We start from the raw sequence: 23878 nt of genomic DNA, 5'->3' as shown, positions 1-23878 counted from the left end.
AAAAACGTTCTTAATCAGATACAGGAGTTCCAAGTAAGATTTCATTCAAGAAACAAAAGGACAGCAGAAGATATTTAATTACGAACCCAGCATATGTATTTATCGGTTGAAAGAGAGATTTAGTTTACAGAATGACCCATTGGTTGGTGTATTTACTATGTGTATTTTTGGAAGGGAGAGGTATGGGAATAGAGAAAGCTGATAGTAATTTTGAGCAATTGCTTTTCAAAGTCAGGAAGGGGGCTGATTTAATTGTGATTATGGATTCGGGTAAATTAAATACAGGTTCATATGGAATTAGCGGGATTGGTAGAAGTGAAGGGGGAACAGGCATCATCTGGAAAAAGGTGGTGTTGTGAGAAGGAGTGGCTTTTGATATTATAGGTAATATATATAATGAAAAGGAATATATCCCTTTCGCTGTCTCGACACACGTGGAGTGCGTGGTAGTAATATACCGAGATAGAAGCATTGATGTTCGAGGGTCTAAGAGCAACTTGAATATGTTCCTGCATTCAAAAAAACGCTTAAAGGTTGAGTGCTGTTCAATGTTAATACCGAAGGACAATGAATTTGGAAAATGTATGGGATAAAAAGTAAAGAGGGGCGACAAAAGCGAACCCCTTTTTTGTTGCCTTAAATATGGAAGCATCTTTAGCCTAATGAGGTTATCTTCTGTGCAAAAATGTTAGTCATTGCATGTTTGTGGGGAATGCCTGACGAGTTACAGTTGAAGATATCTTCCGAACTATCTTCAATGAACCAGTCGTGATAATGTGCAAGCAGTTCACCAGAGTACCACTTATACGCATTAGGTTCTTTTTCAGGTGGTGGAGCAATAAATGGCTTGTTTACAAACACATTTAAGAAATGCAAGCCGTTTGGATTTGTATACTGCTTATAATTTTCAAATATTTCTTTGCGAAATTCCGGTTTTATGTAGTGTAGGACACCACTTGAAAAGATAACGTCAAAATGCGTATCCAAACGATAATCTAAAATATCTGCCTTGAATACATTAACATGGACACCAGTTTTTTCAGCAAGTCGCTTGGTTTTCTCTATACCTGCGTCCGAAACATCAAATGCAGTGACATCATATCCATTTCTAGCAAAAAATACGGCATCTTTTCCCTCACCACATCCAATATCCAATAATTTTATGTGTTTATTGGGGGGCATAAACTGCAAAACCTGATAACACACTTTATTAGGTTCAGTACCCCAGTAATATTCTTGTGTTTTATATTCTTCCTCGTAAATGGTAATCGGTTTATCCCATGTTACATACCCAAGAAGTTTGTCTATGCTTACTTCTAGAGTTCTTGATAACTGAGGTAGTAACGAAATATCAGGCATTGTCTGAGCATTTTCCCACTTGGATACGGCTTGAAATGAAAGCCCTAGGATTTGTGCAAGCTCTTCTTGTGTAAGTCCTCTTTCTTTGCGGTATATGCTTATGTTTCTTGCTAATTTCTCCTTCATAAATTCTCACACTCCTTTATGTAATCCAATTTTATTGGGGTTTCTTAGGAGGAACAATAACTTCATAATTGATTTTTTAAAATACTCAACCACCAGTTGAACTAAGAATGAAATCATCAAGTCTACCAAATTTTTTGATATTTGCGGAAGTGGAAGAAGGATGTATTAGCGAATTACCAACCAATAATCCGACTGACCTCATCATACAAACGGACAGGATAGTTCAACAAGATTTAGAATGCGTCAAGATTATTGCATCGTTATTTGGGTGATAAACGTCTTCATTGCAGTACTGAGATAGGAGGTTTTGCGATAAACCAGACCAATCTTCCGTGTAGGAGCAGGATCTCTGAGGCAGATCTTGGTGATGGCAGGCTGGTTAACTGTTTGGAGGTAGGATCGTGGCAGCACGGCTGCGCCAATACCTGTTATTGCGACCTGCAGCAGCGATTCCAGAGTGGAGAGCTCCAAGATCGGCTTGACGTGGAAACCAGCGCTCTCACAATACTGGTTGAAGAACTGACGTACGAGAAACTTGGGCTGGAGCATAGCAAAGGGATGCGCCTGAAGCTCTGCGAGGGGGACGGTATCCGCTGCGGCGAGCGGGTGCCCTGCTGAGACGACAAGTTGCAACTCGTCCTCGAACAGCTCAATGCTCTCTAGCTGTTCGTGATCCAGCGGTAGATAGACAATACCGAGATCAATCCGATTGGTTAGCAGTTCCTTCTTAACTTCTTCGGTCGCCAGTTCCTGGACTGACAGTTCAATCTCCGGATATTGCCGGTGAAACGCGACGATGGCAGGCAGAAGTAAATGATTGCCCGCACAGCCGATACGCAGGCAGCCCCGCTTCATGCCTCTCAGTTCTTCGATGGCGGCCCGAGCTTGATCTAATTCGTGAAAGGCGTTTAATGCGTGACTTCGCAAAATGTGCCCAGCCTCGGACAAATAGACCTTCTTGCCTATGCGCGTAAACAATGACATGCCTAGCTGGTGCTCTAGCAGCTGGATTTGGTGGCTGAGCGTTGGCTGGCTGATCGACAGTCGTTCAGCTGCCCGCGTAAAATGAAGCTCCTCGCAGACCATTAAAAAATAAGTCAATAACCGATGTTCCATTGGGTTGTCACCGTCCAATCATAGATATCATCTATGATCTTAATATGAAAATCGACATTGATCAATCGTTCGTTTTTTTCTACAGTGGATTAAAGCATATAAGAGGAGGAAACATATCATGCCCGAAATAGTGCCCATAATCACTTCGATGAAGACACCCAACGAAGCTCATGCCTTTAAAACTCTTAACGAGGAATGGATCTCTCACTTCTTCACGATCGAAAAGGAGGATCGGGTCATCCTTGATAATCCGGTGGAGAATATCGTGAACAAAGGAGGAGATGTGCTTATCGCTCGTGCTGGAGATTCGATCGTCGGATGCGTTGCGCTCGTGCCGAGCGGAGCTGGCGTGTTCGAGCTATCGAAGATGAGCGTTACACCCGGGTCGCGGGGACGCGGATACGGACGGAGAATCATCGATGCCGCCATCGACCGCGCACGCGAGCTTGGTGCAACATCGCTCTTTTTGGGCAGTAGCACTAAGCTGCCGAACGCCGTTCATCTTTACGAATCGGTTGGGTTCAAGCATGTTCCTGTTGAGCGAATTGGACCCATGCCATATGTAAGAGCGGATGTGTTTATGGAGTTGGAACTAAAATAAACACGGAGACAAGGTTATCGACGTAAACGTTCTAGTTTTAACTAACGGGTAACTCTAGTTAAACATTATAATTGACGAGCAGGCATCCACTTTCCCTCCAATGTTCTCCATGGCTGCATTCCACTGGAGGATGGTGGCATCCTGCTTGATGCCTTTACACCAGCACGGGCAAATTTTCTGTAAACATTCAATTGCTGTCAGGCTCTTGCCCTTTTTTAACCTTTAGATAGGCAAGTGCATAGAATGAAAATAAATAATGAAATGCTGAGAGGAGAATGAATATTGTACCGTACTTCATGCTATCCATATCAATGGCATACTCCAATGCATGACTATTGGAACAACATCCGTTGGAGTAATAATTGGAATGGTCATTATTATAATGGGGTCAACACGAACGGGTATCCTTATCAATCAACAGATTATGGACAAAGACCATTTGTAGTAAATATTGACCAAGCTGCTAAGCAAAATCATACTTACCGCACCGCTTTGTGGACAGGGAAACACCTTCAAGTAACCCTGATGAGCATTAATGTTGGAGATGATATTGGTTTAGAAGTTCATCCCACAACAGATCAATTCATACGTATTGAAGAAGGTCAGGGACTTGTTCAGATGGGTGAAAGTAAAGATAATTTGAATTTTCAAGCAATGGCCTGTGGTGGCTATGCAATTATGATACCAGCTGGAACATGGCATAATGTTACCAATACGGGGAATACCCCGCTTAAAATATACGTCATCTATGCTCCGCCTGAGCATCCATATGGTACGGTTCATGTAACAAAAGCCGATGTCATGTCTGCTGAATAAAGCCAAAATTATTAATGGATCAAGTAAATGAGGTTGGAGTGAATTACTAACGGTGAACGTTAATTCAATAAGGAACTACCCTATTCCTCGGCTCTTTTTTTAAGCCATTCGCTTGGGAACGGCGTAAGCTGGGGGAAGTTATTGAATATTTTGGCTTTGGTGAACAAACGAGTTGGTAAAAAAAGAATATTAAATATGTCTGATAAGATAAAATTAAAACATCCAGCCGTGCAGTATTTCTATGAACTGCGGCGCAGTACGTTATAGAAGATGGCAAGGAGGGGCGGCGCTCTTCCTTTTTTTGCGAGTCTTTTGGGGAGTATGCTCCTCTATTGGGTATGATATACTCATTTAGATGTCTATGCTTAACATATACTGCCGTTTGAACTACGTTGCTTAAACATGTTATATGTGAAGAAGAAGCAAGGACATGAACAGGTTAGCTTTACCATTTTGGGGCCAAAGATTTGTCCTGGTATTTATAGAGGAGTTTTTGATATGACGAATAATTTTTGGCGTGATTTGCCACGACCTTTTTTTATACTGGCACCGATGGAAGATGTGACGGATGTTGTGTTTCGCCATGTCGTAAGTGAAGCAGCCAGACCGGATGTGTTTTTTACGGAGTTTGCGAATACAGAGAGTTATTGTCACCCGGAGGGGAACAAAAGTGTACGCGGGCGTTTGACTTTTACAGAGGATGAACAGCCCATGGTGGCCCATATCTGGGGAGATAAGCCGGAATACTTTCGTGAAATGAGCATCGGTATGGCGAAAGAAGGCTTCAAAGGCATCGATATTAATATGGGTTGTCCTGTAGCGAATGTAGCCGAGAATGGGAAGGGAAGCGGTCTGATCTGCCGTCCAGAAATCGCAACGGATATTATCCAAGCCGCGAAAGCCGGGGGATTGCCCGTGAGTGTAAAAACAAGGCTCGGTTTCACTACCGTAGACGAATGGCGCGACTGGTTGACCCATATTATGAAACAAGACATTGTGAATTTGTCCATTCATCTGCGGACAAGAGAGGAAATGAGCAAAGTAGACGCTCACTGGGAACTGATTCCGGAGATTAAGAAACTTCGTGATGAGGTGGCACCAGATACACTGCTGACCATTAACGGAGATATTCCGGACCGTCAGACTGGCTTGAAGCTCGCTGAGCAATATGGAGTGGATGGCATTATGATTGGGCGTGGTATTTTCCAGAATCCATTTGCGTTTGAGAAGGAGCCGAAGGAACACAGCAGTGAGGAATTGCTTGAACTGCTGCGGCTTCATCTAGATCTCCATGATCATTATTCAGCGCAGGAGCCACGTTCGTTCAGCCCTCTTGCCCGCTTCTTCAAAATATATGTCCGTGGATTCCGAGGGGCAAGTGAACTCAGAAACAGCTTAATGAACGCCAAATCAACAAGTGAAGTGCGTACATTGCTTGATGAGTTTGGAAGCAAGGATCATGATGAGGTAGAGGAACGTGGAAATTAAATTGCCAAGTTGGGGACGGGCTATTAGTAGGCATTGAAAACATAGGAGGATATATGTCCTGGAGTAAATTGAAGCAACAACTGGAGAGCTTCCTCTGTCCTGCGTTAGACGGAAGGGTCGAATACCGAGCTACCAGTTACCGTTATTTGCCTGATAAGTATGGAATTTGTTATATAACTGTAGATAAGAAGAACATACTCAATATGAATGATATCACTAGTCCAATCAAATGGTATCAGACGGAGTTGGAAATCAAGAATGATCCAGAGATCCAAGTTCCAATCAGCAATGAAGAAATTGAAGCGGTCAGAAAAGATACTAATGGGAACGTCCCGGAGGATCGTCTAAAAGTAATTGCAAGAGGTAGAAAAATATCAGAACATGCAAAGGAGCTTTTGTCAGCACAGGCCTCATTAAGTAAATCAAATTTTATCGCTGTAGCTAATAAGTTTTTATCTATTTCTATAGAGGAAAGCTTAGAGAGTAATGATATCTTATTGAATATTCTAGCTTTAGTGGACAGACGAGTTGGAAAAAAGCGAATATTAAACATGACCGAGAAGATGAAGTTAAAGCATCCAATTGTGCAGTATTTTTATGAACTACGGCGTAGTACGTTATGAAAATAAATAACTTTCAATTGAAAGAGTATTCAAGACTAGATAAACCTGTTCGATTCAGGTCGTCGGCTTTTCATTTGATGGGGGCGCATCGTATCAGTGTTGTTCTCACTGAACACACAAACACATGTAGTAGAGTGTTACAATCTTGGTATTCAAGGGTTTAAAATGAGTAAATAGGTATTGGGACTCCAACAGCTCACGTTTCTATTTTAATGCTTATTTACTTGCTGATTACATTTTCATTTATTGAAGATCAATAATTATTTTTGTGTTTTTAAAATGTTTAATCCCAGCATTCCGTGGATGTAATCAATTTTCTGCGAAAAACGCACGATTTTAAAAGTAATATACCAAAAACGTGTGAGTAGATATTATAATAATTTCAGTTTGTTTCATTTATATCATAGATAGCCGAGGGTATGTTGCCCTCGGTTTTTCTAGCTCCCTCTTGAAATTTTATCCTCTTTTTTTACAAAAAATCTTGAATATAATCTCTTGCAATACGAACGTAAATTCGATACAATGAATAAGAACGTTTGTTCCCTATTGATGCTGCATAGACAGAACTCATAGGGAAAACGTTCACAGTCATATCACTCAAACCAATAAACAGGAGGCCAAAATTTGTCCACTAATCCAACACGAAATCAATGCCAAGTCAATTTGTTCCACTTTAAGGAGATCACTCATGTAGGTGACCAATTTAACGCACCACAATCCAGTACTCGTACCATCACTGTGTCTGACAGTATCTATCTCGATCAACTCAAGCGAGTCGTAGCAGAACGTGATCCTTCCACCGATGTTACCGATGTATTCTTCATGCTCAAAGCTGATCAAATTGATGAAGATGATCCATGCCAACTTGCTTTGTTTGAACGTATGCTGCGAGAAGGTATCTACTATAATGGAGAGAAATATGTCCGTTCGATTAAGTCACCTGCGATGGGACGTACTCAGAGGACAGAATTTATCCAGGAGAAGTATGCTGCTGATCTGTATCGACGCATTACACTCGGTAAAATGCCACCACTCACCAATATCCATAAATGGGAAGCAGCTCTTGGTGTGAGTCGTTCAGCAGCACAACCAGTCCCGTATATTCCACGTATCGTCGTTATTCCAGATTATGAAAAGAAAACGATCATTGAGGATGTATGGAAAGTGGAAAAGTATGCTGAAGATTTGGAGCAACAGAATTTAATATTCGATGAAAAGACGAAGCAACGTGAATATTTCAAAGCGAAGAAAGAATTAAAGCCATCAAAAGAACACTTACATAAATTAGAACGTATACCGAATAAAACGATCTTGAGGAATGGTCGTACAAAGTCCGTTCCCGATCAATCAGATTTCAAAACCTTCAATGGGTGGAATAAAGTAAATCGTCGTGTGAAACTAGAAGCAATTCCTTTTCCTGATCGTTCAGTTATGTATGATGACGAACTATATCCTTGCTATTCCATCGAGCAAACTGAAGAGATCCCAATCATCACTATTAATGAAGAGTCCATCGGTTTCAAGCGAGTGGAGTATCCAAAGTATGAAAATAAGAATGTCCAGTTTTTTGATGGTCAAGGTTTAATGAGCTTCCAGTTTGCAGAGCGTATCGGACAGCACCTGAACCTATCCTATTCACCTAATGCAGTTCAGGGAAGACTTCCATATATCAAAGGTAACTTTATCCGGTTCGATCTGTTGAAATGGTTCAATGAAAATAGTGTTACAGAAATAATAGATGTTTTTGGTGAATCACAGCCGATCATCGACAAACAGGGTCGTCCTATTGATCTCATCCTCACGAAATCCTGCTTCAAAGCATGGCATCAATACAGTGAGGGAGAAGCTAAGCCTAAGTGTTTGTTCGAGAGTATAACGGAATATGAAGAATTACTGAAAGTACATAATCATAATCACTTTTGGGTCGCCAATTATGCGAAGCCAGCATACCAGATGAACGCCTACACACCACTGACATATCAATATATTCATGCGTTGAATCTTACACTGAACGACTTATATCAATTAGCTACGCCTCTAATGGATGTCATCAAACGTGTACTACATGGACAAAAGGATGACGTCCATGGAAAGTGGATTCGAGATATTGCTTACACGAAAGCGTTCCTACATATGCTAGTCCAAGAAGACGATGAACCTAAAGATATAGATGAAGAATCCGACGAACAGGAAGATGAAATAGAACGAGGTCAGAAGAAAGAGTTTATAAATGAAATTATCCAAGCTATCGATTTGAATGAATTGATGTTGTATGACGGTAATGTCCGCAAGTTTATCGTGAAGCAAGCCATGCAGAAAGTTCAAGATATGTTGAAAGGTCGCATCCCAATTCGTGGAAGCTACTTTTATCTGACCAATGATCCAATAGCTTTTATGGAGCATGCCGCTGGAAAACATGTAACAGGTGTGCTGAAGAAGAACGAGGCGTTTATGAATCGGAAACAGGGAATGCATGCTCTATTCCGTTCACCGCTAACGATATTTAATGAAGTGGGTAAGCTAGATTTTGTACAAGTACATAACCGATATATACGTCATTTGGATAATGTGATTGTTCTGAACTGTTGTGATTTAACACTTGCAAGACTTGGACTCGGAGATGTGGATGGAGATACGGCTCTCTGTACCAATGATCCCACCATACTCTCAGCCGTGATTGATGCTCCTACGATCATCAATGAAGATGATAAAAAAGTAGCTGCACCTGTGCCGAATAATATGGACAGTATCGTCAAGATAGAGTTAAAAAGTCTACATAACCTGACGGGTAGATGTACGAATGTGAATACGTATTTTCAGAATCTGGCTTTGGAGGAAGGGAGCCTTCAAGCACGCGTTTTGGAAAACTCAGTTTTAAAATTCCTCCAAGGCCAAATTATTGATGCGACGAAGAATGGACTAGAGGTAGAGATTCCATATGTGCTGGATCGTCTGGCTATCCAAATGCCGTATTTCTTTCGTTTTGCGAAGGGTGGCAAGGCAGAGGATTATCAGCACTCGACGAAATCGCCGTTTAATCAATTTTGCGTCAAGGCAGAGAAGTACATAGATGGCAAGTTCCAAATGGAAGATGGCAAACTGGATCAGTCTATTTTAGGCATAGAAAGTACGAGACAATTGTTACAGGATATGAGAAAGGTTAGCCAGCCTAAGTTTCTGGACTATCTAGCCCGTATTGAGCCACTGTATAAAAAATACAATAAGCAGAAAAACCAAATTAATCATCGCCAAAAGCAATTCAATGAACTGAAAAAATGGGAACGAGACAATGAAACTCGGAAAGCCATTAGTGCTGAATACGCCGAGTTAAGAGAGAAGTACAAGGCTCAGTGTGAGGAGATTTGTCAGCACCCTTCGATACTTGCTAGTGTTGCTGTCGAGATCGCATATCAAACCTACAGAACGTACTCCTTTGCATGGCTATTTGTAGATGGACTACTGGAAAATCTAAAGCAGCATGAAAATGTGATGAAGAGGGAAGTACGAAGAGTGAACCGACTCACCAATCGTAATGTAGAAGGCAAAGAGCTTACCATTCAAGCTGGCATGGCTATAATAGATGATCTGGAGTTTCCATTCCATGTGCGGGATGGTGTGTATTCATTATTTGAGATTATGGGACAATTTTTTATTGGGTACGAAGCTGAACGGGAAACCGTAGTACAAACCAGTAATACGCCTTCCCTGTTGGACGAGAAAAGTACAAGACGAATATTGAGGAATTATTCGCTCGGCTTCAGCACATTGAAAAAATCGGAGGAAGAATCGCAGTCGGTAGCTGACCAGGTATTGGGCAAAAAATTACAGATTCAGGTGGTCGAGCATTGCTATGTTCATATTGTAGATGAGCATGGAGAAAGGAAATGTATAATTCTGAGAGATCAGGCCATTCGTCGAGATGAGGAGTTATCCTTACTAGATTTTGACGGTGCGACAATTGAATTTATCACGATTCAGAAAGTAACGAAATCAAGCTTTAAGGCGATAGTCCATATCGAATAAATTGAATCATAGTGTGTCATGATAGGCGCCTGTTAACACGGGCGCTTGGGTGACAACCAGAACGTTATATACGAATCCAAACATAAGGGAGATATCATCATTTGAACATTACATTAAAATTAAGCCAGATCGTTACCAACTTGAATCAGCCACGCAAGCATTTTGATGAGGAATCGTTGCAGGAACTGGCAGCATCCATTGTAAGCGATGGATTACAAGAAGCTATACTGGTCAGGCCACATGGAGATCAATATGAGATTGTTCAAGGGGAGCGCAGATATCGAGCGAGTCAAATGGCTGGACTGGATACGATTGCAGTGAAAGTAAAGGAATTAAACGATGAGGAAGCTTTTCATCTATCTGTCATTGAAAATATTCAACGGGAGCAAATGACTCCTATTGAAGAAGCCCATGCATTTTATGAGTATGTACAAAGAGGATACACGCATGAACAAATTGCCAAAAAAGTAAGCAAAAACAGAGCCTTCGTTACAAGCCGTTTAAGATTATTGAAATTATTACCTTTTATTCACGATTGGATTGCAGAGGGGTATATTTCGGACGGTCATGCCAAGCAACTACTGAAAATGGAATCGTTTTTGAACAGATTGCTAAAAAACAAACCGACATCAAAATTCATTCATGAAGACGGTTCACAGAGGGAAGAAAGTCATTTTGAAAACTATCAACTGAAATTTCATAGTTCCTTTTGGGAGAAGCATGACATAAAAAAAGAAAAGCTAACCGTAAACGAAGTCAAGAGATGGGTGGATGATTGGCATTACGGTTTAATCATCTCGCCTATTTTGAATTATACGGGACTTGGCTCTGTAGTTATTTCTACAAATCGAGGGTTTGCTTTAACTGCTCAAATGGATTGTATTGTCAATCATCTTCATATCTCCAACATCACAGAAGAAGATATTGATTTTGCAGTTGTTTATGATTTGGAAAAAAATAAAGATCATTTTGATTCCGAATTCAGGCCGTGGATGGTTGAGAAGTTTTGGGATGAGATGCGAAATGAACTTTTTTACTCTGATACCAACATCGAAGACAAATGGAATTTACATAGCTTTCAAGATGAATTGAAAAGATGTAAAAATTATAGCGATGCTTTAGAGGGAAAATCATTGGGAATGTTAACAGAAGAAATCAAATTTTATAAGCAACAATTAGATCATATTGCCAAAGAGAATCATGTTTCAACGGATGACATACTGGATGAATTGCTGGCCATGGAGTAAATGGTGTCACGTGACACATATAGCGCCTGTTAACACGGGCGCTTGGGTGACATCCAATATATGGGTGCGATCCACAAATGAGAGGAGTGAATCTAAATGAGCTATTTTTATTGTTACGATGGTCAGATGATGAGGAAATTGCAGGATAAAAATATCCGGTACATTACTCGTGCTTTGACGATTGATAAGCATCAAAAGTTTTGGCTGTATGCTATTAATGAAGAATTTCAACAGGCTTTAGAGGAAATTAAGAAACCGAAAATATAAGGAGTGAATCTAATTTGGCAGTGAATCAATGGAGCGATCTGGAAGCTTATATTTCTCGTTCGCATATGGAAAGTCTCCATGAAGAGGCATTTATGGCGACATATCATGCATTATCAAGTTTTATACATAAGGGATTTCAAATGAATATGGATGAAACTGAACGTGAAGAATCTTATTTATCATGGGTAGTCAATTCTGCTCCAGGTACAGGGAAAAGTACAGCATTAAATGTTCTATGCAAGAGCCTATTAAAGAAAAATGCTTCAAATCAGCATGAAAAGTATCCGCTATTACTTGTGTTTAATAATAACGACACGATGAAGAATAATGTATATAAGGATGTCTCTGAATTTGCCAAGCAACATGAAATACCAGATGCTATTGCATATGTCAATTCTGATGAGATTCATAAAGTTATAGATACCATGAGAAAATATCAGATTTTATGTATTCCTCAGCAAAGACTTCGAGATTTGATGTTAGATGATGAGAACATGAATAACTATTTATTATATTACCCGCAGCGAGCTAAGAATAAGAAAGATGATGCTCAACTTAAAGAAGTACATAAGTGGAAACGATTGGTGATCATAGACGAGATGCCTATTTACTATGACAGTTGTGTCTGGGATATTGGCAGTAAAGACAATTCATTTGACTGGTTTGAGCATTTGGCAGATCGCATTCATTTAAGTAATCGTGAATTTAAGGAAGCTAGAGATATCCTGAGTGAGTTGATCAACTTGGAATTAAAGGACAATGTAACTTCCCATTCAACATTACGATTGAATCGATTTATAGAGGGTTCAGAAAGAGAACGGTTCTTCAATACAATCCTGGCTAAATTGGCTGATGCTAAAGGCGAACTTGAGGATATGAGAAGATATACGTGGTTTATGAAGATGTATGCAAACGATCATATTGGCTGTATAGAACGAACGAATAAGCAAGCTATTATTTGTTCAGAGTGGCTGGACTATAGTCGTTTACATACCCATATGCTGATTTTGGACGGGACAGCACATATTAGCCAAAGTATATATGAACGTTCTGGATTTGAACTGATTCCCATGACAAATGTTCATCGATATGCTGAGCGTTTGAATATTCGATGGAAAAATATAAATACGTCCACAACATTATCTTACCGTGAACTAAAAGAAGTCAAGGAAGCGATAGCAGGAGATTACTTGGAGATACAAAGTAAACTACAAGGAAAACGTCCGAATTTCAAAATGATTGCATTACCTAAGCAGGATGATATCGCATTTTATCACGCTGAGGGTGTAATTACGGACGAGCAACTCAAGCAATTTTTCACCATCAAGCAGAAGTCAGATGATGATATGAGGAAACATCTTTTCAATGTGGTAGGTAATAATGATTTTTCTAGTTTTAATGCGATGGCCTTGTTTGGTGTTCCCATTCGCCCACCTAGGCATTATCGGGAAATCGCGGTAGCCATGTATGGTGTAGACATCGATATATCCTTAAATGAGAATCGAAATAAAGGAAACTGGTTTACGGATGAGAGAATACAAAAACTATATATAGAAGATGTATTGGCTAATCTCTCACAAATCATTCATAGAACATCCCTACGCAATGTAAATTTAACCGAAGAAGTGGATATTGTGATGTACTCGAAACGGACAGAATGGTTAACACTGATGCAAAAAGAATTTGGATTGCCGGATGAACGAGTCCATATGCATCAACTACATAATGAACTTCGATTTAAGAAAGCTTGTTCCAAGAAAATGATCGAAATGGTTAAGCTCATGGTGGGCAAAAAGAATATCAAGCTTACCGCTAAGGCTATAGGTGGAAAAGCACTATATCAGTGGTTTAGAGATAATTGGAAGGGAAATAGAAAGCAATTCATTTTGAGTGAGTTAAAGAATCATAATATATTGCTATTTGAAAAAACCTCAAAAGTTGGACGACAATATTGGTTATTTATGCTAGTGGATCAAGATGCATTTACCGATCATGTGGTTAGCGAGCATTATCGTAAACTATTATAGTAGTTCCAAATGAAGATTTTCTCCCTAATATTAAGGGAAGATTTCTTCCTCTTATGATAAATTTGTAAATAAAGTGTCCAAAATGAGCCGCAAAAGGGTGAATTGCCGAAGGCAAGAGGGGAAACGGCGGCAGGTCGATGAATACCGATTACGAAGCGTAGCGAAGTGGTTTTTATCGAGATGGTGAGAGAGTTTTCCCTTATTTGGTACAAACGTTAAGACCAAAAGAAGCCGTCAACAAAAATTTGTAAACAAATTATTTCTTTCCGTAGCCATCCAACATCGTTGGCTGTCTTCATTTTATTTTTTTGAACGTGATAGATTGACGTGACCCTATTTTTCTATATATAGGGGGAACTGGGGTCAGTCCATTGACATAGCCTAAACTTAGAAAGAATGAAATGGAGAAACGGTGTTTACCTCATGCCCAAGACACTTATTCGTTTGTGGTTGTGGTCAGGTTGCTTAATTTAAAATTTTCGATTTACATATTCAAATTTATCTTGTTGAATATGGACTGGTATTGCAAAATTTAAAAGTTGCATTAAACCATTTGTACTTAGTAACTAGAGAGGAAGAACAAGACCGTTTTACTAATTACCGAAAATGGCCGTCAAAGAATAAAAATCGGACAATACCGGAAAATGGGCAGTTAAACCATAATAAGCTGGCTTTTGCTCACTTTCTTGATATCACTTGTCCCAAACGATCCTTTCACCCAATTTGTCCTCATCCCCAGATTTCATGACATCCCAAGATGTATCACAAAAGGATGCGCCCATCGTTGTATGCTCCGGGTTCGGGTTAGGGTCATTGCAAAGCATACATATTCCTGATATTGGGCTTTTCTTCATGAACATCACCCCCAACAAAAAAAGCGAGCCTCATTGGCCCGCTTTTCCAGCAATTATATTTAAAAATTCGTATTAGTACTAGTCCGAACTCCAAGCTTTCCAGACATGGAACCAGAACCACTACTTAAACTAACATAAAATTTCCCTACAGTCCATGGCTTGCTTGAATTTAATATTTCATCGAATGTTTTACCAGGTTTTACTGTTCCACTGTACTTTTCCGCACCAGATGCACTTCCCTGATTCACAGTAAAAGTTATAGTAGTGTTCCCTGTGTTTCTCAAGTACAACCTTACATATCCATACCCTGATTTAACGTCAAAATCAGCAGAATCATTAAATCCAGCTACTGGACGATCGACAATTTGTCCATCAGTAGCTTGTGGAGTAATGACATGATCCCCCGGTTTTGGTGTATTCACATCGGTCGATGTGTTTGCAGATTGGGAAACTGCTATTGAGTCAGTTGTAGATGGTGTAACTTCCGTAGTGGCTGCTGCAGAAGCAGTTAATGGAATTGCAAGAGCTAAAGACAAAACAGATACTACAGAAGCTTTTTTAATGTTTTTCATACTCATAAGCCCACTTTCTTTGATTTTTTTCCTGCACGCTTTATCAATTCAACCAGTATGTATAGAAACTATTAGAGTATTCATGATCAATAAAGTTTTTTTACAGGTAGTTATATACATTTACATTATAAGTCTTTTATTGTAATTGTTCAACAAAAAAATGGACAATGATTCCATTATCCTAATATGGCACGCTTCGGAATTAAACCGCGCAAGGGTTCCACACAGGCTGTTCATGTTTCCGTTGGTTAACTGGTTCCTTGCCGCCGTGCCATAAAGCCCCGGATGAACCGGGAAAATGATTCATGTCGGAAGCTCTGCTGCGAGCAGTTTGAGAATCGGCAGTGTCGCGATGAGTTGGCGTCAGACTCGTTTGTACATAATTGCCGTGCTGTGCGGCATGCTCTTCGTCATGAAGATGCAGGATGCCGTCCTTACTCAAAAATGCAAAACGTGGTTGTGTATATAAAAATGTGTCACGTGACACAATGTTCAAAATTTAAAAGTACATATTACACACGGGAACTCTGGCTATGGTCTAGGGTTCCTTTTTCATTTGGAGAGGAGCAACAAGATTGTTATTAATGTTACAAGCAATAATCATAGAAATATTACGATTTGTTACTGCAATTGGTGTGTTTTACACCTGGATTTGGGTCGCAGTCTTTTTAAAAGCGAGTTTAGAAAGGGGGATTAAGTGGATTGGAAATCAAATTCGTAAACGTAGAAACGTTAATTCCATACATAAAAAACGCCAGAAATAATGAGAAAGCTGTAGATTATGTAGCAACAAGTATTCAGAGTTATGGTTTTAAAAATCCCATTCTGATTGACAGTAATCATGAAATCATAGCAGGTCATACTCGTCTGTTAGCAGCCAAGAAGCTTGGACTGAAGGAAGCCCCAACAATACTGGTGGATGACTTAACACCAGAACAGGTCAAAGCTTACCGAATCGCTGATAACAAAACGGCTGAGTATGCAGATTGGAATTTTGACTTGTTGGCGCAGGAACTGGAAGAATTAAAACTAGCTGATTATGATCTTTCTCTAACAGGATTTGATATGAGTGAGTGTGAGAAGTTGCTGAATACATTACACGAAGAAACAGTGGATGAAGAAGATGACTTTGATGTAGAAGAAGCATTACCTGAACATCCGATCACTCGTAAAGGTGACATCTGGATACTTGGGAAGCATAGGCTAATCTGCGGAGACTCGACTAATCAGCAGGATATTACAACATTGATGGATGGCAAGAAGGCTCATCTCATTGTAACTGATCCACCTTATAATGTGGACTATACGGGCAAGACCAAGGATGCATTGAAAATTGAGAACGATAAGATGGATGACGACCAGTTTTATAATTTCCTGTTGGCTGCTTATACTCAAATGTTTAAAGTAGCTGATGACGGAGCAAGTATTTATGTGTTCCATGCGGATAGTGAAGGGTTGAATTTTAGGAAGGCATTTATTGAAGCTGGATTCAAATTGGCACAATGCTGTATATGGGCTAAGCAAGCGATGGTACTCGGCCATGCCGATTATCACTGGATGCACGAACCCGTATTGTACGGTTGGAAGCCGACAGGTGGACACTACTGGAATAGTGATCGTAAGCAGACAACCTTATGGCAATTTGATCGTCCCTTTCGGAATGAGTATCATCCGACCATGAAGCCGATTCCCTTGATTAGTTACCCAATTAAAAACTCAAGCAAGCTTGGTGATATTGTATTTGACCCATTTGGTGGTTCAGGTTCAACGTTGATTGCTTGTGAGGAAACGGATCGAATTTGCTATACGAGTGAGCTTGACCCCAAATATGTAGATGTGATTGTGAAGCGGTATATTGCTCACGTTGGCGATAATAGCAGCGTGTATTTAATTCGGAATGAAGTAAAGGTGGGCTTTCAAGAAGTTGTTGCTGAGTCGGCAAGGTCAGAGGTATCATGTGCTGACTAAACCGAAAGGGTGATTGAATTGGGTAAGGCAAAAGTGAATATAGTAATTCGATTCCTAAACGGCATGCAAGCCGAAAAGGTAAATGTGCTGGAGCTGAGGAAGCTCAAGAGGACAATGAGCTGATTCAAAAGGTAATTGAAGATATCGAGTTGTTTTACGAGGCTGAATTGGAAGGGTAAGCTGATACATATGGGGAATGGCGATAGTTGGCTGTTCCCTTTTTTCGTGATGGAGGTGAGTTAATGAGCAAAAACAATGACAAGCCAAAAAGAAACAAGCCAAAGATACTGACCAAATATGATCAATTTGTTGTGCCAAGGCTCAGGGATATTCCCGTTTGGGTACGTGAAGGAGCCACAGATGAGGAGATTGCCAAACGATTAAATATTCATATTTGGACATTAGGCGATTATCGTAGGAAACACCCTAAATTTGCTGAAGCATTAGAACGTCCAACCAAGTGGGAAACCCATGTATATCCTAGACTAGCGGAGATTCAGGCATGGTTCGAAGAAGGCGTGAATGCAGAGGACATCATCAGGAAACTCGATATAGGTAAAACGACTTGGTACGAGTATATAGATAAACATCCGATGCTGGCTGAACTAGTCAAATGGAGCAAATCTGTCCCCATATCCCACGTGGAAAATTCACTTTTGAAAGCTGCTACGGGCTATGAATATGAGGAAATTCGTACAGTAGTTGAAGAGGACAAAAACGGAAAAAAGAAGACGCGCATTGAGAAAGTGAAACGATATCAGCCTCCCAATCCGACAGCGATGATCTTCTACTTAAAGAACCGTGCACCCAACGAGTGGAATGATCGACGTGAGCTGCTGGTCAATACGAAGGCACTGGAACAGGAGCGCAAGCAGCTATTTCTGGATATGATTGAAGCGGATGTAGTGGATGCCGAATATGAAGCTATTGAGGAATCAGTAGAGATTGAGGAAGGATATGTGGAGCTAGATGATTCGCAGTCATAGCGTTATGGCGTCAGTATTTGTATAGATAAACGCCCATTTCAGCCCTGAATGAGCCTATAAAGTAGCCAGAATCAGTGCATAAGATAGGTTATGTAAACGGTGGACTTTGCCCCACATCAACGGTATGATGTGACACACAAAGCGAAGGGTGGGGGCGAATATGGAGTATATTCAAGGGTTTGAAGCACATTTACGGAGCAAGGATCGGAGTGAAAATACGGTTTCCTGCTATATTCGGGACGTATTGCAGTTCATAGCTTGGTATCAAAGGAAAACGGAGTATGGACTGGATCAGTGGATTGAACTGGATGGGGTAGAGTACAAGAAATATCTGCAAAGCACCAACCAAGCGATACTGACCATCAATCGTAAGATCGCTAGTATCAACGTATTTTCACAGTGGATGCATCATCAAGACTATATTAAGGAAGAAATACATATCGAAGCGGTCAGAAATAAGGTTGTTCGGCAATACAAAGGGTTAGCGGAAAAGGATTTGTGGAGGCTACGAAATGAAATTCACCGTATGGGCAATCGGATGCATATTTGTATGATTGAATTGTTGCTTGGAACAGGGATAAGGGTAAGCGAATTGGTTGGTATCAAGCTGAAGGATATTGAAATCAGTGAACGTAAAGGATTATTGAAAGTACTTGGTAAAGGGAATTCCTTTCGTACCATTCCATTAAATAAGGATGTACGAAAAGCCATTACCCGATATCTTGAAGTCAGACCACAGGTTGATTCAGAATATTTATGTATTGGCCAGCGAGGATCTTTGGAACGGAATGCGATTAACCTGATCCTGAGCAAATACGGAGATCGGGTCAATGTAAAGGTGACACCCCATATGCTCAGACATACGCTTGGCTATAAGCTGGTGAAAACGACCCCTTTGACGACCATCCAGCAAATCCTTGGACATGATCACGTAGCAACGACCAATATCTATACCCTAACAACACAGCAGGATATGGAACTAGCTTTGGCAAATATCGAGTGGTGATGAGCCACTCTTTTTGTCGTGGATGGGAGGGGGTCTTCTATTTGTAGAAACAGAGCCGCCAGCAAAGGGTGCAGAAATTTTTGTGATCATTTTACGGTACATATGAGAAAGGAGCCACTACTATTGAAACAATAAAGCAAGAAGCTGAGCGTCAGGCTGAGTTGCTGAAGCAGTATATGGAGAAGCATTTTAAGCCGCCCAAAATGAAACAATTGATCGAAACGTTCTCTTTCTCTGAACTACGCAAGCTTATTGGTGAGATGGACATTGAATTTTTCGCTTTAGCCTATTTTCCTAAATACTTTGATCGAGTATTTGGCAAGTTTCACAGAGAGCTATTCACGGAATTAAGACATATGCTTGCCCATACTGGACTGATTACGGCTTTCGGCCTCCCTAGAGAGCATGGAAAGTCCACGATCAGTTCTTTTTTATTCCCGCTGTATGCCACACTTTATGATAAATCACAGTTTACATTGATTATATCTGCAACAGAGCAAATTGCATTGCCGTTCCTCGATATGATCAAAGATGAGCTGGAAACAAATCGGATGCTGATTGAGGATTTTGGGATTCGTAAAGGGAGCCGCTGGAACAATAATGAAATTTGGCTGAAGAGTAAAGGTGGACTGGATTCCTGCATTATGATTCGTGGGATTGATGGTAGCTTGAGAGGTATTCACTATAAGCATCATCGTCCTACGCTGGTATTGATGGATGATTTGCTCAAGGAAGATACAGCACGATCCGAAGCCAAACGAGAACAGATTAAAAATACATTTACGGATGTGATTCTTCCTATTGGAACAAGGGATACCAATATTCTGATCTGTGGAACGATCTTGAACGAAGAAGATATCATGGCCGATTTGCTCAAAGGTAAGATACCAGGTGTGCGAAGTGTTCGTAAAGCAGCCGTGCTTCAATTTTCAGAGCGTGATGATCTGTGGTCAGAGTGGGAGCGACAATATAATAACTTGCAGGATGAAAACAGGATCAATACGGCTTTGTCTTTCTTTATGGCTAATGAGGAGGAAATGCTGGAGGGTACGAAAATCCTATGGAACGAGTATTTGGACTATTATTATTTGATGTGCAAGAAGCAAGCGATGGGAGAAAAAAGCTTCTATAAAGAGCTACAGAACGATCCCCGCTCAACCGATGAATACATATTCCAGAATATCATGTATTGGGACAGGCTACCTGAATTTGAGGATATGGAAATGGCGATGTACATTGATCCAGCCATTAAAGCCGGGAAGAAAAATGACTATTCTGCTGTCTCCATTATTGGGCAGCACAGGAAGACGAAGCAAATGTATGTGGTTGACGGTAATATTTATAAGCTGTTGCCAGATAATTTATTCCAAGTGGCTATTGAAAAGTTGAAGCTTTATCCTGTAGATAAGCTTGGCTTTGAGGTGAATCAGGCACAGAGCTATATGAAGCAAAAGTTTGAAGAAGAGTTATGGAAGGCGAAGATACATACACCCGTAGAAAGTGTACATTCCAAGGGACAGAAACATGAGCGTATTATTAGTCTGGAGCCGGAAGTGAAGAAGGGTCATATTCTATTCAATGCAGATAACCTTCGATATAATCATCAGGTAAAGGATTATAACCGAAACTGTACATACGACGATGCTCCAGATAGTTTATATGGGGCTGTTCAATTGATTCAGTCGGTCAAGAGTCTGAAATTTTATGATCGAAGCTTGTTATTTTGAGGGTTTTGCTAAAAACTCAAGTTTTATTTTGATCTAATCTCGTTAGTTAACGAGCAGGAGAGTGCAACAAATTTTATCAAGTTTCGTCTTAATATGAGGGGGGGGAGTTACTGCGCAACGAATTCGAATTTAACCCAAAAAGGAGCTATCATTTATGAAAAAAGCATTCCTTGGGGTTTTTCTTGCAATCTTTTTATTTATTTCATCGTCAACTACTTATGCAGCAGAAAATCAAATCAAAGTTGACGGTGTTGCTATTGCATCCGATGTAAAGCCCGAAATTAAGAACAAACGTACAATGGTACCTCTACGTGTTATTAGTGAGAATTTGGGGGCTAGCGTCGAATGGTCCAATTCCGAGGTTATTCTCGCTAAAAGCGATATGAAAGTCATATTAACACTGAACAGTAGTACAACTGAGAAGAACGGTAAGAAGATGCTGCTTGATGTAAAACCATACATGAAAAATAATCGCATATTTGTTCCACTTCGTTTTATTGCAGAGACGTTTGGATGCCATGTCAATTACAACAACTTTGCAGTGACGGTTGATACTGAACCATTGTTCATAGACGGTGCACAAGTAAAAGTATTGCAACATGAATACCATATGACTATGGGCGGCGTAGTTCAGAAAATTAATGGAAATGCATATAACAAAACAATTTATAATATTTTTGTGAAAAACAAAGGTGAAAAGGTCGAAGCACCTGCAGACTACTCTTGGAGATTCACTATTGACACACTTGGGTCTTATTATAAAAATGCACAATATGATTTTCTAGACCCAAAAGGGAACAGCTTAGTTCGCTTTGATGTTTATTCTTTAATTCGTTCTTTTCCATCTGAACTTTTAGCAGAGTACCCAGAGATTTTGATTCATGACGTATCAAAAGATGAGTGGTATTTGTTTAGCGATACCGCAAGTCGCTCCATTAATCAGTTAATTGATACAGCTGCAAAGAACGGTTTTCTTAAGGTTATAAGTAATACAGTTGTATAAAGTGATTTTTTCTTATTACGAACGGGCAGGATAGTGTATTGGATATACCAATACCAGTAATTACATGCTAGATTATATTCTAAGTAAAACAAAAGAAAAAAGGAGATAGGGAAACGAATCATGATAAAAAAAATGTTTAAAATAACTACATTATCAACATTAGTGTTCACCCTTGTTGCTTGTTCTGTTTCAAAAGATGGTGGACAATTATCAAGCGAACAAGGTCAAACATATGAAAATGCAGCCGCTACTGATTATGCGAGGATTTTCAAAGGTAGAGGACAGACTGTTGTCTTTGCTAATAAAACCTCCCTGCACTATGAAATTGCAGAAGACCATACAGCCACCATGGGTAGCGAAAACGACGGCGATTGGGTAGTCAAAGAGTCCTCGGGACAGCTCATTGTAAGTGTCAACAGCGAAGAAATCAATATTACGGATGCTCTTAAGGAAAAAGGTTATTTTTACTATGGTTATCGGGATGATGTTAACATCCTGCATCGACTATATATCGTTAGAAATGCAGGCGGTACCAAGGATTATGCAGAACGCTGGTATTCCCAAGCTGAATTGCTACCTGAGCTTGGCATGAGTGGAGGTTCAAGGGGACTCAGCGGACCCTTGGGAATGGCAATTCTCTCTGCCGAAAATGATGTGGAATATGATAATGCTGAGCTTGATTCTGCGTTACAAAAGCATTTAAAGCAATATTGGAATGAATATGGGCAAGAATCATTATAAGTATTTAAAAGAAATCCTTGTTAAGCAACGGGAAACGCTAGTTGAAATCTGTTCATTGAGAGGAATGTTACATAAATGAAAAACAAAGTTATGAAGATTATTGCTACCACTGCATCTATTTTACTTATTATTGGCGTTTCAAGTGCCTTGAAAAATAATGTTGATTTAAAATCCAAAGAAGAAAATGGAATCTTTGAAAGCAGTCCTGATGCACTCGAAGATACACTAACTTGGGATTTAGCGGGTGATAAAGTGGACCCTGAAAAAGATTATTCTGTGACAGTTGGATATCCACATATTAAACTTAATGCAAAAAATACTGGAGCACACTCTTTTAGGGTCGAAGTAAAGCACGACAGTAAGAATACGGTTATTTTTAATGCAAGTGTTGCAGAAGACGCAACAGTAGAACTTGTAAATAATGATAGTATGCCACTTGTTCCTTCAGGCGCTTATACAGTGACTATTTACGGTGGGACAGGTCTACCAAAAGGACAAGTTCTTCTTACACAGTCAAAAGCATCATATTGAAGAGGCAGAATTTGTTCCTATCAAAAGTCGAGTTGTCGAGGGACAAGAACATGTCCCATTGAATGTCGCTATTTTAGCTCGTTAAGCTAACGGGCAGATTAACGCTATAAGCCTCTTAGGATTAGTATGCTTAAGTAAAAGAAGTATTCTCATGAATTCTCTAATGTAAATAAATACAAATTACACTTCAGTTAATCCATGTTCTATACATATTTTTAATAGTATATTGAGGTAAATAAAGTGATTATTCACTTTGATAAATCCGAAATTGCTTTGTCGGTATTATTTTATGGTTTCGTAAGGATTGCAAAACCATCGAAATATGGGAGTTTAAAACAGATGTTGTGCCGTAGTTAGTTTTATGAAAGGAAGGTATAGGGGTGAGTATTTATTACGCTTCAAGCAAAGAGGATATCACTAAGGATGCACTCCAAGAGTTATTTCTTTCGGTAGAATGGGAGTCTGGCAAGTATCCAAACGAGCTTTTACAAGCAATCGGAGGGTCTCATTCAATTGTTACCGCTTGGGAAGGAGGAAAGCTTGTCGGTTTAATAAATGCTTTGTCAGATGGTGTTTTAACGGTATATTTTCATTATATGCTTATTAATCCGAGTTATCAGAGTATAGGTATAGGTAAGGAAATGATGAATATAATGCTTGATAGATATAAAGGGTGTAAAACAAAAGTATTAATTTCTTATCCTCATGCAGTGGATTTCTATAATAAATTTGGCTTTAATACAGAGGATGGAGCTACACCAATGTTTATCTCAGAGTTGATATGATTGAACTCCCTT

General features: G+C 39.9%; 22 protein-coding genes and 1 pseudogene. 18 read left to right on the top strand and 5 right to left on the bottom strand.

What is annotated here, in order from left to right; translation table 11 throughout:
- Positions 1 to 182: 182 nt before the first annotated feature.
- Positions 183 to 359 carry a hypothetical protein gene (locus ACWXW9_RS27990; protein ID WP_494932053.1) on the top strand — a complete coding sequence of 59 codons (177 nt, stop codon included), beginning with the start codon at positions 183 to 185 and terminating at the stop codon, positions 357 to 359.
- Between the two features lie 295 nt (positions 360 to 654).
- Here the strand turns inward: ACWXW9_RS27990 and ACWXW9_RS27985 are convergent, their stop codons facing one another.
- Positions 655 to 1485: a methyltransferase domain-containing protein gene (locus ACWXW9_RS27985; RefSeq protein ID WP_494932052.1), complete on the bottom strand. Its 831-nt coding sequence runs from the start codon at positions 1483 to 1485 to the stop codon at positions 655 to 657.
- A gap of 249 nt (positions 1486 to 1734) precedes the next feature.
- Positions 1735 to 2601: a LysR family transcriptional regulator gene (locus tag ACWXW9_RS27980; RefSeq protein ID WP_404521897.1), complete on the bottom strand. Its 867-nt coding sequence runs from the start codon at positions 2599 to 2601 to the stop codon at positions 1735 to 1737.
- Positions 2602 to 2719: 118 nt separating this feature from the next.
- Here ACWXW9_RS27980 and ACWXW9_RS27975 point away from each other — a divergent pair, with 118 nt between their 5' ends.
- From ACWXW9_RS27975 to ACWXW9_RS27935, 9 genes and pseudogenes are all read left to right on the top strand, one after another.
- Positions 2720 to 3202: a GNAT family N-acetyltransferase gene (locus tag ACWXW9_RS27975; RefSeq protein ID WP_283657237.1), complete on the top strand. Its 483-nt coding sequence runs from the start codon at positions 2720 to 2722 to the stop codon at positions 3200 to 3202.
- Positions 3203 to 3484: 282 nt separating this feature from the next.
- Positions 3485 to 4018: a cupin domain-containing protein gene (locus ACWXW9_RS27970; RefSeq protein ID WP_283652844.1), complete on the top strand. Its 534-nt coding sequence runs from the start codon at positions 3485 to 3487 to the stop codon at positions 4016 to 4018.
- Positions 4019 to 4150: 132 nt separating this feature from the next.
- Positions 4151 to 4285: pseudogene (locus ACWXW9_RS27965) on the top strand (SF0329 family protein); the annotation flags it as partial.
- Between the two features lie 231 nt (positions 4286 to 4516).
- A complete protein-coding gene (locus ACWXW9_RS27960) occupies positions 4517 to 5506 on the top strand; it encodes a tRNA dihydrouridine synthase (protein ID WP_404580096.1) in 990 nt (329 codons plus the stop codon).
- Positions 5507 to 5559: 53 nt separating this feature from the next.
- A complete protein-coding gene (locus tag ACWXW9_RS27955; protein WP_494932051.1) occupies positions 5560 to 6129 on the top strand; it encodes an SF0329 family protein in 570 nt (189 codons plus the stop codon).
- Positions 6130 to 6753: 624 nt separating this feature from the next.
- Positions 6754 to 10152, top strand: coding sequence for an RNA dependent RNA polymerase (locus ACWXW9_RS27950; RefSeq protein ID WP_494932050.1), 3399 nt, complete (start codon positions 6754 to 6756; stop codon positions 10150 to 10152).
- 101 nt (positions 10153 to 10253) lie between these two features.
- Complete coding sequence (locus ACWXW9_RS27945; RefSeq protein WP_494932049.1) at positions 10254 to 11399, top strand: ParB/RepB/Spo0J family partition protein; 1146 nt, start codon at positions 10254 to 10256, stop codon at positions 11397 to 11399.
- Between the two features lie 96 nt (positions 11400 to 11495).
- Positions 11496 to 11666, top strand: coding sequence for a hypothetical protein (locus tag ACWXW9_RS27940; RefSeq protein WP_162833929.1), 171 nt, complete (start codon positions 11496 to 11498; stop codon positions 11664 to 11666).
- A gap of 14 nt (positions 11667 to 11680) precedes the next feature.
- Positions 11681 to 13693, top strand: coding sequence for a hypothetical protein (locus tag ACWXW9_RS27935; RefSeq protein WP_494932048.1), 2013 nt, complete (start codon positions 11681 to 11683; stop codon positions 13691 to 13693).
- Between the two features lie 692 nt (positions 13694 to 14385).
- Here ACWXW9_RS27935 and ACWXW9_RS27930 read toward each other — a convergent pair.
- The 3 genes from ACWXW9_RS27930 to ACWXW9_RS27920 all read right to left on the bottom strand — a co-directional run bounded on the left by ACWXW9_RS27930 (position 14386) and on the right by ACWXW9_RS27920 (position 15561).
- A complete protein-coding gene (locus ACWXW9_RS27930; protein WP_494932047.1) occupies positions 14386 to 14547 on the bottom strand; it encodes a hypothetical protein in 162 nt (53 codons plus the stop codon).
- A gap of 59 nt (positions 14548 to 14606) precedes the next feature.
- Positions 14607 to 15119: a hypothetical protein gene (locus tag ACWXW9_RS27925; protein WP_494932046.1), complete on the bottom strand. Its 513-nt coding sequence runs from the start codon at positions 15117 to 15119 to the stop codon at positions 14607 to 14609.
- A gap of 202 nt (positions 15120 to 15321) precedes the next feature.
- Positions 15322 to 15561: a hypothetical protein gene (locus tag ACWXW9_RS27920; protein ID WP_494932045.1), complete on the bottom strand. Its 240-nt coding sequence runs from the start codon at positions 15559 to 15561 to the stop codon at positions 15322 to 15324.
- Between the two features lie 260 nt (positions 15562 to 15821).
- On the opposite strand from ACWXW9_RS27920, the gene ACWXW9_RS27915 reads away from it, so the two are divergent.
- From ACWXW9_RS27915 to ACWXW9_RS27880, 8 genes are all read left to right on the top strand, one after another.
- Positions 15822 to 17087 (top strand): DNA modification methylase, encoded by a 1266-nt coding sequence (locus ACWXW9_RS27915; RefSeq protein WP_494932044.1) that lies wholly within the window; start codon positions 15822 to 15824, stop codon positions 17085 to 17087.
- Positions 17088 to 17329: 242 nt separating this feature from the next.
- The gene (locus tag ACWXW9_RS27910; protein WP_494932043.1) at positions 17330 to 18073 is read left to right on the top strand and encodes a transposase; all 744 of its coding nucleotides are present in this window, start codon (positions 17330 to 17332) and stop codon (positions 18071 to 18073) included.
- A gap of 160 nt (positions 18074 to 18233) precedes the next feature.
- Positions 18234 to 19079: a tyrosine-type recombinase/integrase gene (locus tag ACWXW9_RS27905; RefSeq protein WP_494932042.1), complete on the top strand. Its 846-nt coding sequence runs from the start codon at positions 18234 to 18236 to the stop codon at positions 19077 to 19079.
- A gap of 176 nt (positions 19080 to 19255) precedes the next feature.
- A complete protein-coding gene (gene terL / locus ACWXW9_RS27900; RefSeq protein ID WP_494932041.1) occupies positions 19256 to 20806 on the top strand; it encodes a phage terminase large subunit in 1551 nt (516 codons plus the stop codon).
- 154 nt (positions 20807 to 20960) lie between these two features.
- The gene (locus tag ACWXW9_RS27895) at positions 20961 to 21809 is read left to right on the top strand and encodes a copper amine oxidase N-terminal domain-containing protein (protein WP_494932040.1); all 849 of its coding nucleotides are present in this window, start codon (positions 20961 to 20963) and stop codon (positions 21807 to 21809) included.
- A gap of 120 nt (positions 21810 to 21929) precedes the next feature.
- Positions 21930 to 22550: a hypothetical protein gene (locus ACWXW9_RS27890; protein WP_494932039.1), complete on the top strand. Its 621-nt coding sequence runs from the start codon at positions 21930 to 21932 to the stop codon at positions 22548 to 22550.
- Between the two features lie 90 nt (positions 22551 to 22640).
- A complete protein-coding gene (locus tag ACWXW9_RS27885; RefSeq protein ID WP_494932038.1) occupies positions 22641 to 23081 on the top strand; it encodes a hypothetical protein in 441 nt (146 codons plus the stop codon).
- A 380-nt stretch (positions 23082 to 23461) separates the two neighbouring features.
- Positions 23462 to 23866, top strand: a complete 405-nt coding sequence (locus ACWXW9_RS27880) for a GNAT family N-acetyltransferase (protein ID WP_038573410.1) — start codon at positions 23462 to 23464, stop codon at positions 23864 to 23866.
- Positions 23867 to 23878 lie beyond the last annotated feature (12 nt).

The sequence above is a fragment of the Paenibacillus sp. LT-B23 genome (assembly GCF_059417685.1).
Note: the sequence above shows the minus strand (reverse complement) of the source record. Positions and strands in the feature narration are given on the sequence as shown.